Origin of the sequence: Phyllobacterium sp. 22229, from assembly GCF_052056495.1 — a bacterium.
Taxonomy (GTDB): Bacteria; Pseudomonadota; Alphaproteobacteria; order Rhizobiales; family Rhizobiaceae; genus Phyllobacterium; species Phyllobacterium myrsinacearum.
The window spans coordinates 154,555-167,015 of the sequence record NZ_JBQEPA010000003.1; the positions used below are offsets into that span (position 1 = coordinate 154,555).

General features: G+C 59.0%; 11 protein-coding genes. 8 read left to right on the top strand and 3 right to left on the bottom strand.

Annotated features, from left to right (window positions below; translation table 11 throughout):
• Positions 1-28 precede the first annotated feature (28 nt).
• Together mutY and ACTJJ7_RS04715 are read left to right on the top strand one after the other, a co-directional pair.
• On the top strand, positions 29-1,108 hold the full coding sequence (mutY, locus tag ACTJJ7_RS04710) for an A/G-specific adenine glycosylase (protein WP_440965676.1): 1,080 nt from the start codon (positions 29-31) through the stop codon (positions 1,106-1,108).
• Complete coding sequence (locus ACTJJ7_RS04715) at positions 1,105-1,716, top strand: HAD family hydrolase (RefSeq protein WP_440965678.1); 612 nt, start codon at positions 1,105-1,107, stop codon at positions 1,714-1,716. The genes mutY and ACTJJ7_RS04715 overlap by 4 nt, the downstream gene beginning before the upstream one ends.
• 91 nt (positions 1,717-1,807) lie before the next feature.
• Here the strand turns inward: ACTJJ7_RS04715 and ACTJJ7_RS04720 are convergent, their stop codons facing one another.
• Positions 1,808-2,941, bottom strand: a complete 1,134-nt coding sequence (locus ACTJJ7_RS04720; RefSeq protein WP_130268852.1) for a site-specific DNA-methyltransferase — start codon at positions 2,939-2,941, stop codon at positions 1,808-1,810.
• 213 nt (positions 2,942-3,154) lie between these two features.
• Here ACTJJ7_RS04720 and ACTJJ7_RS04725 point away from each other — a divergent pair, with 213 nt between their 5' ends.
• Positions 3,155-3,841 (top strand): HAD family hydrolase, encoded by a 687-nt coding sequence (locus ACTJJ7_RS04725; protein ID WP_105737034.1) that lies wholly within the window; start codon positions 3,155-3,157, stop codon positions 3,839-3,841.
• A 65-nt stretch (positions 3,842-3,906) separates the two neighbouring features.
• On the opposite strand, the gene ACTJJ7_RS04730 is transcribed toward ACTJJ7_RS04725, so the two are convergent.
• On the bottom strand, positions 3,907-4,500 hold the full coding sequence (locus ACTJJ7_RS04730; RefSeq protein WP_245421214.1) for a hypothetical protein: 594 nt from the start codon (positions 4,498-4,500) through the stop codon (positions 3,907-3,909).
• Between the two features lie 127 nt (positions 4,501-4,627).
• Between ACTJJ7_RS04730 and thrC the strand changes: the two genes are divergently transcribed.
• From thrC to ACTJJ7_RS04750, 4 genes are read left to right on the top strand one after another with little or no spacing between them, the layout of a single operon-like run.
• On the top strand, positions 4,628-6,025 hold the full coding sequence (gene thrC, locus ACTJJ7_RS04735; protein WP_440965681.1) for a threonine synthase: 1,398 nt from the start codon (positions 4,628-4,630) through the stop codon (positions 6,023-6,025).
• 10 nt (positions 6,026-6,035) lie between these two features.
• The gene (locus tag ACTJJ7_RS04740; protein WP_105737030.1) at positions 6,036-7,331 is read left to right on the top strand and encodes a M16 family metallopeptidase; all 1,296 of its coding nucleotides are present in this window, start codon (positions 6,036-6,038) and stop codon (positions 7,329-7,331) included.
• A gap of 20 nt (positions 7,332-7,351) precedes the next feature.
• The gene (locus tag ACTJJ7_RS04745) at positions 7,352-7,936 is read left to right on the top strand and encodes a GNAT family N-acetyltransferase (protein WP_105737028.1); all 585 of its coding nucleotides are present in this window, start codon (positions 7,352-7,354) and stop codon (positions 7,934-7,936) included.
• A gap of 35 nt (positions 7,937-7,971) precedes the next feature.
• Positions 7,972-10,851 carry an EAL domain-containing protein gene (locus tag ACTJJ7_RS04750; protein WP_105737026.1) on the top strand — a complete coding sequence of 960 codons (2,880 nt, stop codon included), beginning with the start codon at positions 7,972-7,974 and terminating at the stop codon, positions 10,849-10,851.
• A 2-nt stretch (positions 10,852-10,853) separates the two neighbouring features.
• Here ACTJJ7_RS04750 and ACTJJ7_RS04755 read toward each other — a convergent pair whose 3' ends face one another.
• Positions 10,854-11,456: a YqgE/AlgH family protein gene (locus tag ACTJJ7_RS04755; RefSeq protein WP_105737024.1), complete on the bottom strand. Its 603-nt coding sequence runs from the start codon at positions 11,454-11,456 to the stop codon at positions 10,854-10,856.
• A gap of 113 nt (positions 11,457-11,569) precedes the next feature.
• Here ACTJJ7_RS04755 and ACTJJ7_RS04760 point away from each other — a divergent pair, with 113 nt between their 5' ends.
• On the top strand, positions 11,570-12,439 hold the full coding sequence (locus ACTJJ7_RS04760; RefSeq protein ID WP_105737022.1) for a protein-disulfide reductase DsbD domain-containing protein: 870 nt from the start codon (positions 11,570-11,572) through the stop codon (positions 12,437-12,439).
• Positions 12,440-12,461 lie beyond the last annotated feature (22 nt).

The following is a 12,461-nucleotide window of genomic DNA, read 5'->3' on the forward strand; positions in this document are numbered from 1 at the left end:
CACCTCCCTGTAAAGCAGTTTTGAATTGATGCAACCAATAACGAATAAGCTGCTCGCCTGGTATGATGGCCACCATCGCATTTTACCCTGGCGCATAACACCAAGGGATCACAAGTCGGGAATTGTAGCTAATCCCTACCGCATCTGGCTGTCGGAGATCATGCTTCAGCAGACGACCGTGGAGGCGGTAAAGCCCTATTTCCTGAGCTTCATCCGCAAATGGCCTGCTGTTACGGACCTGGCTGCGGCCAGCCAGGATGACGTGATGCGGGCATGGGCCGGGCTGGGCTATTATTCCCGTGCGCGCAACCTGAAAAAGTGCGCCGATATCGTGGCAGCGGACTTCGGCGGACAATTTCCGGCCGATCTTGCCGGGCTCAAATCATTGCCGGGAATCGGTGATTATACGGCGGCCGCCATCGCATCCATTGCCTTTGGCTTGCCGGTTGCCGTTGTCGACGGCAATGTCGAGCGTGTCATCACGCGGCTCTATGCCCTGTCGACGCCCCTGCCCGTTGCAAAACCCGAAATCCGGCAGCTGATGCAGGTGCTGACACCCGGCGAGCGGCCGGGTGACTTTGCGCAGGCGATGATGGATCTCGGTGCGACGATCTGTACACCCAAGCGGCCAGCCTGCGTGATCTGCCCGATCAACGGCCATTGCGAGGCGCTGAAAACCACCGACCCGGAGTTTTTCCCGGTGAAGGCGCCCAAAAAGGCAAAGCCAATCCGGCTGGGCGCGGCGTTCATCGCCATTTCCGCCGACGGCGAAGTCTATCTGCGCGGACGGGCTCAAACGGGATTGCTTGGCGGCATGACCGAGGTGCCGACGACGGAATGGACCTCCCGAATCGATGGCGAAACGGGCATCGATGCGGCTCCCTTCACCGCCCAATGGGTGCCCAGCGGCACAATAACCCATATTTTCACGCATTTTGAACTGCGCCTGACGATCTACGAGGCCCGGAACGTGCGCAAGCCGGCCTGCGGGAATGGCTGGTGGATCAGCGTGGAGAATTTGGACAATGAGGCATTGCCGACAGTGATGAAAAAAGCCATTGCTGCCGCCATACCGGATGCTTTCGCGAAAAGAAGGAAAGAGGCATGACACCCGTCAAACATATCGTTTTCGACATCGGACAGGTTCTTATTCACTATGATCCCGATGTTGCTTTCCGCAGTGTCATCCCGGATGCGGCCGAACGCAAATGGTTCTTCGACAATGTCTGCACCCACGAATGGAACATCGAACAGGACCGCGGCCGCAAATGGGCTGATGCCGAAGCGCTGCTGATCGCGGATTTTCCCGACCGCGAGCACCAGATCCGTGCCTTCCGGCAGAACTGGCACCAGATGATCACCCACCCCATCGACGACAGCGTGGTCATCATGCGCCAGTTGATCGCCGACGGGCACGATGTGACGATGCTGACGAATTTCGCCTCCGATACGCTGCGCGAAGCCTGGCAGCGTTTCCCCTTCCTGACGGAAAGCCGCGGCGTCACCATCTCGGGCGATATCGGTCTGATCAAGCCTGACAAGGCGATCTATGACCATCACGTCGCAACATTCGGCGTTGATCCCGCCGCCACGCTGTTCATCGACGACAGCGCCAAGAATGTTGCCGGGGCGCAGGCGGCCGGATGGCAGTCGGTACAGTTCATCGACCCGCAAACGCTGCGCGCGGACCTCAACCGCCTCGGCATCCGCGTCTGATCCGCCGCAGACAACGAAACGCCCAGGGCGGGTACCCTGGGCGTTCCTGGATCAGAGCGGTACTGGAGGTCACGTCCGATCGGATTGGAATTCAAACGCCGGCGGAAGCCATTCCGTCGCGGACCTGCTTGCGCAGCTCGTCGATCGGCTTGAGCTTGCCGTCTTCCTCATAGTGCCAGAACGTCCAGCCGTTGCAGGCATCAAAACCCTGCACCTTGGCGCCCATGCGGTGGATCGAGCCCGCATCGCCATTGCTGGCAACCGTTCCGTCGGCGCGGACGATAGCCGCATGCCGCTGGCGGGCATCGCTCAGGACCACACCCGGCTTCAAAAGTCCCGCTTCGACGATGCTGCCGAAGGCAACACGCGGCTCGGCCCGCTTGCCGGTCATCACCTTGAGTTCGGCACCGCCCAGTTCCTCGACCGAGGCAATCCGGCTCATCGCCGCGTCGATATATTTCTGTTCCCGCTCAACGCCGACAAAATGACGGCCAAGGCGCTTGGCAACCGCGCCTGTTGTTCCCGATCCGAAGAACGGATCGAGAATGACATCGCCGGGCTTGGACGAAGCCATGAGAAGACGGGCCAGGAGGGCTTCCGGTTTCTGGGTCGGGTGGATCTTGTCGCCATTCTCATCTTTCAGACGCTCCGCACCGGTGCAGATGGGAAACAGCCAGTCGGACCGCATCTGCAGATCGTCATTGGCGGCCTTCATCGCTTCGTAGTTGAAGGTGTAGCCCTTGCTCTTCTGGTCGCGCGACGCCCAGATCATGGTTTCATGCGCGTTCTGGAAACGGCGGCCGCGGAAATTCGGCATGGGGTTGTTCTTGCGCCAGATGATGTCGTTGAGCATCCAGAATCCGAGATCCTGCATGGTGGCGCCAACGCGGAAGATATTGTGATAGGAGCCGATCACCCAGATCGTGCCGTTCGGCTTCAGAACGCGGCGGCAGGCAAGCAGCCAGGCGCGCGTGAAGGCATCATAGGCCTGGAAACTGTCGAACTGGTCCCAATGATCGTCCACGGCATCGACCTTTGACTGGTCCGGGCGATGCAGATCGCCATCAAGCTGCAGATTGTAGGGAGGATCGGCAAAGATGACGTCGATCGAATGGTCGGGAAGACGATTGAGGGCGGCAACACAGTCGCCTTTCAGGATCGTGTCGAGCCAGGAGGATTGCGGCGCAGCCTGGGGCAGGTCATTGACGAGACGAACAACGGACATGGGATACTCGATTACTGGAGACGCGTTACTGAACTGACCTTATGGTTACCGAGCAGGGTAAACATCGCGTTAAAGCCGACAGATATCCGTGAATGAAAACAATGCGCTTTTCTTTGACGCACCGCCAATAAGAGTGTAGTCGATGCCGGTAATCCCCCAGACTTGACCCAAAGCTGCATGATGCAGCCATTTTTCACGAACAGGTATGACGTAATGGAACCCCAGCTGATCATTTTCGACTGCGATGGCGTGCTCGTCGATTCAGAGATATTGGCCGCCGAAGTCGAATCGAAACTGTTGACGGAGTCGGGCTATCCGATTGAAGCCGAGGCCATTGCCGAGCGCTTTGCCGGACTGACCTGGACCGACATCCTCATTCAGGTGGAGAAAGAATCGGGTGTTCCGATTTCCGCGTCGCTGATCGAGGAATCCGCCCGCCAGATGGACCACAAGCTGCGTCATGAACTGAATGTCATCGAGGGTATCGAACAGGTTGCCGCCGCGCTCAAATACCCCAAATGCATTGCATCCAACTCGACCAGCGCGTCGCTGAAGATGATGCTGGAGCAAAGCACACTCTACGATCTCTTCGCTCCGAATATTTTTTCGGCGCGCGAAGTGGGAACCCGGAAGTCAAAGCCGGCGCCGGATGTCTATATCTACGCCGCCAAGCATTTCAACGTCGATCCTGCCCGCTGCATCGTCATCGAAGACTCCGCGCATGGCGTGCATGCGGCCGTGACCGCCGGTATGCGCGTTATCGGTTTTACCGGCGGCGCCCATACCTATCCGGGTCATGCGGACAAGCTGACCGATGCGGGCGCTGAAACCGTCATCAGCCGTCACCGCGACCTCCCTGCCGTTATCGAGGCCATGGCCGTCTGGTCCGAGGCCGTCTAGGATCAAAACAAAAGGCACCGCCAAAGCGGTGCCTTTTTCATAAAGCCGGTTGTGCCTGGCTTGTCTTACTTCTTCTTTTTGGTCTTCGTCTTTGCCTGGGAATCATCCGGGCCTTCATCAAATCCGATGAAGACCTGAATGTCCTTCGCTGTCGGCGTCGGGAAGCTGACATTGGGATCGTTGAAAATGAACTGCGATGCAGCCGAGGTATCGGTCGCCGAAATCGGCTGCCGGTAGAGCTTGGAATACAGCACATTCGATCCCTGCATGACAGCGACGCGGATCGGCATGGTCAGCGTGCCGGGGCTGAATTTCGGGCCGGGAACGACCTTGCCGGAAATGGCGACATTCATCCCGAGCGTACCGCCGTTGCGCTGGCAGGAACGCGTCTCGTCGGCGATCGAGGCCTGATAGATCAGGTTTTCCGGCGCTTTGGGCGCCTTGCCGTAATTGTTGAAGATGGCTGTTCCCTCGCGGATGGTCACCGTCGGACAATAGGCAGTCAGTTCCGTTGCGGTGATGCGCGCCTGCGCCTCCTGCACTGCCGGATCCTTCGATGCGTCCTTGGTACCGCTTGTGGAGCATCCCGCAAGACCCACAGCGAAAATCATGCCGCAAACGTGATAGAAGGGCAGAGATTTATGTGTTTCTGACTTCATGAACTGAACTTTCCTTGACGAACGGACCTGTTCTATACCAACGGTAAGGTAAGAATGCGACGGTGCTTTCCAGCTTTCTGCCACAGGTGTTGGCTGGCTCGCAAGCGCGGTACAAAAGGCGAATGATATGAAATATGCAAGCACTCGCGGAGAAGCGCCGGTTTTGGGCTTTTCCGATGCCCTTCTGGCTGGTCTGGCGCGCGATGGCGGCCTTTATCTGCCGCAGGAATTTCCACAACTTTCCCTTGACGAGATTCGCGCCTTGCGCGGCAAAAGCTACGAAGACGTGGCAATCCGCGTCCTCACCCCATTCATCGCCGGTGATATCGATCAGGCGGATTTCGAGCGCATGGTGCACGAGGCCTATGCAACGTTCCGCCACAAGGCTGTCTGCCCGCTGATCCAGACCGGTCACAACGAATTCGTCCTTGAGCTTTTCCATGGCCCCACCCTTGCATTCAAGGATGTGGCCATGCAACTGCTCGCCCGGCTGATGGATTACATCCTTGCCAAGCGCGACCAGCGCGCGACCATTGTCGGCGCCACGTCCGGTGACACGGGCGGCGCCGCCATCGAAGCCTTCGCCAACCGTGACCGCACGGACATTTTCATCCTGTTCCCGCACAGCCGCGTCTCGCCGGTGCAGCAGCGGCAGATGACGACATCGGCGGCGTCCAACGTGCATGCCCTGGCAATCGAAGGCAATTTCGATGACTGCCAGTCGCTGGTCAAAGACATGTTCAACGATCTGAACTTCCGCGACTCACTTTCGCTGTCGGGCGTCAACTCGATCAACTGGGCGCGCATCATGCCGCAGATCGTTTATTACTTCACCGCGGCAGTCGCCCTTGGCAGTCCGGACCGGCCGGTTTCCTTTACAGTGCCGACCGGCAATTTCGGCGATATTTTTGCCGGCTATGTCGCCAAGCGCATGGGGCTTCCCATCGACCGGCTGGTGATTGCAACCAATGATAACGATATTTTGACCCGGACGATCGAGACGGGAAAATATGAAACACGCGGCGTGCAGCACACCACCTCGCCGTCCATGGACATTCAGGTTTCATCGAATTTCGAACGCCTGCTGTTCGAGGCACATGGACGCGATGCCGCCGCTGTTCGCCGCCTGATGGACGGCCTGAAGCAGTCCGGCAGCTTTACCATTGCCGACGCGCCGCTTGCGAAAATCCGCAGCGAATTTGATGCGGGGCGCTCGACAAAAGCCGATACCGCCCTTGCGATCAAGGATGTTCTTGCACAATCGGGCTACCTGCTCGATCCGCACTCGGCCATCGGCCTGAAGGTCGCACGCGAAAAAGCCGGCGCCGGCGTACCCAGCATTGTTCTTGCGACGGCGCATCCGGCCAAATTTCCCGACGCGGTGGAAGCCGCAAGCGGCGTTCATCCGGCGCTTCCGCTCTGGCTCGGCGACCTCATGCAGCGAAAAGAACAGTATACGGTACTTCCCAATGACCTTAGAAATGTGGAAGAGTATGTCAGCCGACGTTCAAGAGCGGCAAGGTAAGGAGCATTGAATGGGCGTTGAAATCAGTCGCCTCTCCAACGGTCTGACGATTGCGACAGAGACAATGCCGCATGTGGAGAGTGTAGCCCTTGGCATCTGGGTCAAGGCAGGATCACGTAACGAGGCGAGCAATCAGCACGGTATTGCCCATCTTCTGGAACATATGGCCTTCAAGGGAACGGAAAATCGCTCCGCCTGGAAAATAGCCGCCGATATCGAGGATGTGGGCGGCGAGATCAACGCCGCCACCAGTGTTGAAACAACATCCTTCTATGCCCGCGTCCTGCGCGATGACATGCCCCTGGCCATCGATATTCTCGCCGATATTCTCAACAGCTCCAAATTTGATGCGGAAGAGCTGGAACGCGAGAAAAACGTGATCATGCAGGAAATCGGTGCGGCGCATGACACGCCCGACGATGTGGTCTTCGACCGGTTCACCGAAACCGCCTTCCGCAACCAGACGATCGGGCGCACCATTCTCGGCACGCCGGAAACCGTCCAGTCCTTTTCGTCGGCCGATCTGCGCCGCTATATGGATGACCAGTACAGCGCCGAACGCATGGTCGTTGTGGCGGCCGGCGGCGTCAAGCACGACGATTTCGTGCGCGAAGTCGAAAGCCGCCTTGGCTCTTTCCGGGCAAAGACGACGGCGCCGGAACCCGATGTCGCCCATTATGTCGGCGGAGATTTCCGCGAGCAGCGCGAATTGATGGATGCGCAGGTCGTTCTCGGCTTCGAGGGCCGCGCCTATCACGTGCGCGACTTCTATGCCTCGCAGCTCCTTGCCATGATTCTTGGCGGCGGCATGTCCTCACGGCTGTTTCAGGAAGTGCGGGAAAAGCGCGGGCTGTGCTATTCGGTCTATGCCTTCCATTGGGGATTCTCCGACACCGGCGTTTTCGGCATTCATGCCGCAACCGGACGCAGCCACCTGAAAAAGCTCGTCCCCGTCATCATCAACGAATTGCATGAAGCGGCGCGCAACATCGGGCAGGACGAATTGAACCGCGCACGGGCGCAGTACCGCGCCAGCCTGCTGATGTCGCATGAGAGCGCGGCAAGCCGCGCCGGGCAGATTGCCCGCCAGATGCTGCTCTATGGCCATGCGGTTTCCACCGAAGAACTGGTGGAGCGCCTGTCCAAGATCACCACGGAACGCCTGACCGATCTTGCCGGACGGCTGTTCATCGACGCATCGCCGACTTTGGCTGCCGTTGGTCCCATCGCCCCATTGATGAAGTTCCCTGATATTCGACATGGGCTGGCATCGGCAACGCCAAGCCCACGGAAAATAGCGGTCTAGAGCGTCAGCGGCATACCGCCATGATCGCCCTGCCCTTCCTGAAAAGTGCTTCGCCCTTGCTGCAGGGCGAAAGGCTTTATCTGCGCCCGCCACAGATTTCCGACTATCGGGCCTGGGCCAATCTGCGCGCGCTGAGCCGGGATTTCCTCGCGCCGTGGGAACCGCTGTGGGCGGACGACGATCTGGAGCGCAGCGCATTCCGCCACCGGATACGGCACTATGACGACGAAGCGGCCGCAGGAACGGCGCATCCGTTCTTTCTTTTCCACAATTCAGATTCACGCCTGCTCGGTGGCATCACGCTTGGCAATATCCGGCGGGGTGTCGGCCAAAACGGCATGATTGGGTACTGGATGGGTGCGCCCTATGCCGGTCAGGGCTATATGAGCGAGGCGTTGCGCCTGCTGATATCCCATGCTTTTACCAAAGTCCGGTTGCACCGGCTGGAAGCCGCCTGTATTCCAAGCAATGAAAGATCGATCCGCCTTCTCGAAAAAGCCGGATTTCAGAGGGAAGGACTGCTACGCTCCTACCTGAAAATAAATGGTATGTGGCAAGACCATCTGCTCTTCTCGCTCATAGAAGACGATGTGCGTGCTAAATAATAAAGGTTGAATTCGTGGCATCATTGACCGGACACATGCTGAAAGGCTTATCGAGGATTTTTGTCCTCATCTTTTTGATGATGTCCATGCTGTCGGCTGCCAGCGCCTTTGAAACCATCAAGATCACCAAGGAAAGCACCGCGCTCGACCTGTCCAAGGCCGTCGAGATTTACCGGAACCAGGGTGAGACCTTCCAGATTTCCACGGCGCCCGGCACCGACGGCATTGTCCGCCGCATCGAGGTGCAGGCCAATGACAGCCGCTCGACCGGTGACTGGGCCGCATTTTCGCTGGCCAATCCCACCGATGAACAGATCGACCGCCTGATCGTCGCCCCGCACTTCCGCCTGGTCGGATCGGGTTTCATCTGGCCGGATCTCGGCTCGACGCGCATCACCTCCATCACCCCCAGCGAGGGCTTTGCCCTCGACAGGCAGGCCAGCGAAGATGCCGATATTTTCCTGGTCACCCTCAATCCCGGTTCGGTCATTACCTTTGTCGCCGAACTTGCCTCGCCCAACCTGCCGCAGGTCTATGTCTGGGAGCCCAATGCCTACAAGGACACGGTCAATTCCTACACGCTTTACCGCGGCATCCTGCTCGGCATTGCCGGTCTTCTCGCCCTGTTTCTGACCATTCTTTTTGTCGTCAAGGGAACGTCGCTCTTTCCAGCCACTGCAGCCATGGCCTGGGCGGTGCTTGCCTATATCTGTGTGGATTTCGGCTTCTGGAACAAGCTGATCGAGATCACACCCGGCAACGAACAGGTCTGGCGGGCGGGCACCGAAGTGGCGCTGGCGGCAACGCTGGTGATCTTTCTTTTCACCTATCTCAATCTCAACCGCTGGCACGACAATTTCAGTTACGGCGCGCTGACCTGGATTCTGGGCCTTGGTATTCTCTCCGGCGTGGCTATTTTCGATCCGCCCATCGCGTCCGGTATTGCCCGCTTTTCCTTTGCCCTGACGGTCATCGCCGGCATCGTCCTCATCGGCTTCTTTTCATTCCGCAGTTACGACCGGGCGATCATGCTCATACCGACCTGGCTGCTCCTGCTTGTCTGGCTGCTGGGAAGCTGGCTGACCGTCTCCGGCATTCTGGCCAATGACATCGTCCAGCCGGCGCTCGGCGGTGGCCTCGTGCTGATCGTCCTGCTCATCGGATTCACCGTGATGCAGCACGCCTTTTCCGGCGGTGCCCTGCAGCAGGGGCTGTTCTCCGATGTGGAACGGCAGGCGCTGGCGATCATCGGGTCCGGCGACATCGTCTGGGACTGGGATGTACCGCGCGACCGCGTTGTCACGACACCGGACCTTACCAATTTCCTCGGTGCATCGGCGAGTTCGCTGCACGGCGCCGTGCGCAACTGGCTGCCAACGCTGCATGCCGACGACCGCGACCGTTTCCGCACCACGCTCGACGTCATTCTGGAAAACCGCCGCGGCCGCATCTCGCAGACTTTCCGCCTGCGCGCCAATGACGGCCACTACTACTGGTACACGCTGAAAGCCCGCCCGGTGATCGGTTCCGACGGTGAGATTGTCCGCTGCGTCGGCACCCTCATCGATGTGACCGAGCAGAAAAAGGCAGAAGAACGCCTGCTGCACGACGCGGTTCATGACAATCTGACCGGCCTGCCCAACCGTGAACTGTTCCTCGACCGCCTCGGCTCCGTCATCACCATGGCGCAGACCGAAAGCAAGATCCGCCCGACCGTGTTCATCATCGATATCGACCGCTTCAAGCAGGTCAATGACGGGCTCGGCATGTCGGCAGGCGATACGTTCCTTCTGACCGTCTCGCGGCGCCTGCATCGCCTTTTGCGGCCGCAGGACACGTTGAGCCGTCTCTCCGCCGACCAGTTCGGCCTTATCCTGGTATCGGAAGTCGAGCCTGCCCGCATCGCCGCCTTTGCCGAAGCCGTCAAACAGGCCATCCGCGCGCCCATTGCCTTCGCCAAGCGCGAAATCGTCCTGACCGCATCGCTTGGCCTGATCACCTGGACCAGCGGCAGCACCGCCTCACCGGAAGACCTCGTGAAGGACGCCGAGCTTGCCATGTTCCAGGCGAAACGCTTTGGCGGCGACCGGATCGAACCCTTCCGTCCGGCGTTCCGGGCCGTGGGCAGCGACAAGCTGCAGCTCGAATCCGACCTGCGCCGCGCGCTCGAACGCCACGAAATTCACATTGCCTATCAGCCGATCGTGCGGCTGGAGGACAACACCATTGCCGGTTTTGAAGCCCTGATGCGCTGGGATCATCCGCGCCGCGGCTCGATTCCGCCATCCGAATTCATCCCGATTGCCGAAAGCTCGGGGCTGATCGTGCAGCTTGGCCTGTTCGTCATGCAGCATGCGGCGGAAGACCTCGTCAATTGGCAGCGCACCATCGGCGCCACGCCACTGTTTGTCTCGGTGAACATATCGAGCAGCCAGCTGATCCGGCAGGATCTCATCGATGATGTGCGCTCGGTGCTGACCCAGACACAGATCGATCCGGCCAGCCTGAAACTGGAACTGACGGAATCCCTGATGATGGAGAATCCCGAGCGGTCCGCGCATGTGCTTTCCAGCATCAAGGCCATGGGTGTCGGTGTATCGCTGGACGATTTCGGAACCGGCTATTCATCCCTCTCCTACCTCACCTCGTTCCCCTTCGACATGATCAAGATCGACCGATCATTCCTCAAGGCCGAACAGCCGCAGAAAGTCACGCTGCTGCGTTCGATGATCAGCATGGCCCACGATCTCGGCCTTTCTGTTGTGACCGAAGGCATCGAGAATGAGAGCGACGCCCTGCAATTGCGCCAGATGGGCTGCGAATACGCCCAGAGCTTCATGTTCAGCCCGCCGCTGACGCTCGATGTCGCAACAAAGCTGCTGCGCGAGCAGTTCCAGCAGTCAAAGGCATCGTAGGGTCAGGCGTGGCCGGCAACGCTGGCGAGGCGTGAAGGATCAACGCCCATATGCGCCAGCAAGCGGTCGTACTTGCTTTCAAGGTCGGTGTCGAAAAGCAATTCCTGCGGCGCACGGCAAGTGAGCCAGCCATTGTTGGCGATCTCGTTTTCAAGCTGCCCCGCCGCCCAGCCCGAATAGCCCAGGGTCATCAGCGCGCAGCGCGGACCACGCCCGCCGGATATGGCACGCAGTATATCCACCGTGCCGGTCAGGCAAATCTCTTCGGAGACCGGCATGGTGGAATCCGTCAGATAATCGTCGGAATGCAGGACAAAGCCGCGGCGCATCTCAACCGGTCCGCCATTGCGCACGATGAAATCGCGGGTGCAGTCAGGCAGCATGATGGCCTGATGTTCATCAAGAACGCCGAGCTGCACCAGAATGTCGGAGAATTCCATCTCCTGCGGGCGATTGATGATCAGCCCCATGGCGCCCTTTTCCGAGTGCGCACAGACATAGATGACCGAACGCGCGAACCGGCTGTCGTCCATTCCCGGCATCGCCAGCAGGAATTGACCATTCAGAAATCCGGTCTCTTTGTTCGCCGTTCTGAAAATATCCATCGAACAAAGGTATCAAGGATTGCGCAAATGACAACGGCTTTGAATGAGGAATTGTAAAAAGAGCCGGAGTTCGGGCGCTTTCGCCCGGGAAATAACGGACGCCTCACATAGAAATGATGAGCAAATTCCGTGACATCCTTGATAAGGCCGAAAAGGCCTGCAATGGTCCGCGCATGAACACGACCATGCCCATTTTTCTCGCTGCAGCATTGAGTGCTGCCGCCTTTGCCTCGCCTTCGCAGGCTGGAAACTCCGATTGGACAAAGACCCCCGGCGGCAGTGTCCGGCTGATCGTCGACAATCCCCAGAAGGGCGTAAGCGAAGTCCACGGCGCCGTGCAGATCAATCTCGATCCCGGCTGGAAAACCTATTGGCGCGAACCTGGCGATGCCGGTGTGCCGCCAGAACTGGCGCTCTCGCAGGAAGGCAACATCAAGACCTATTCGCTTGGGTTTCCCGCGCCGCACCGGTTTGAGGACGGCAATTCAAAATGGGCAGGCTACAAGAAATCCGTGGCACTGCCGGTTATCCTGACATTGGCCGATCCGTCCAAACCAGCCCAGTTCAAGGGACATGCCTTTCTCGGCATCTGCGAGGCGATCTGCATTCCGGTGACCGCCGAATTCGACATTTCCATCGACAACAGCCCGTCAGACGCGCTGACAAAAACGCTTGTCAGCGATGCATTTGCCGCCCTGCCTGACAAGGCATCGGCATCGTTCGGCGTAAAAAGTGCCGTGCGCCGGGATGACCATGTCAAGATCACGGTGCAATTGCCGGCGGATCAGCCGCAGTCCGACCTCTTCGTTGCCGGCGAAGGCGGCGTGACGTTCGGCATGGCGAAACTGAAAAGCCGCGAGGCGGCCACCGCCGTGTTTTCGGTGCCGGTCCTCACCGGCAAGGACAAGAAGGCCGTGACGCTGAACTACACTCTGGTCCAGGGTGAGAAAGCGGTTTCAGGCAAGCTTGAGGCACAGGAATAGCACCTGCCCGCCCTCGACTTTT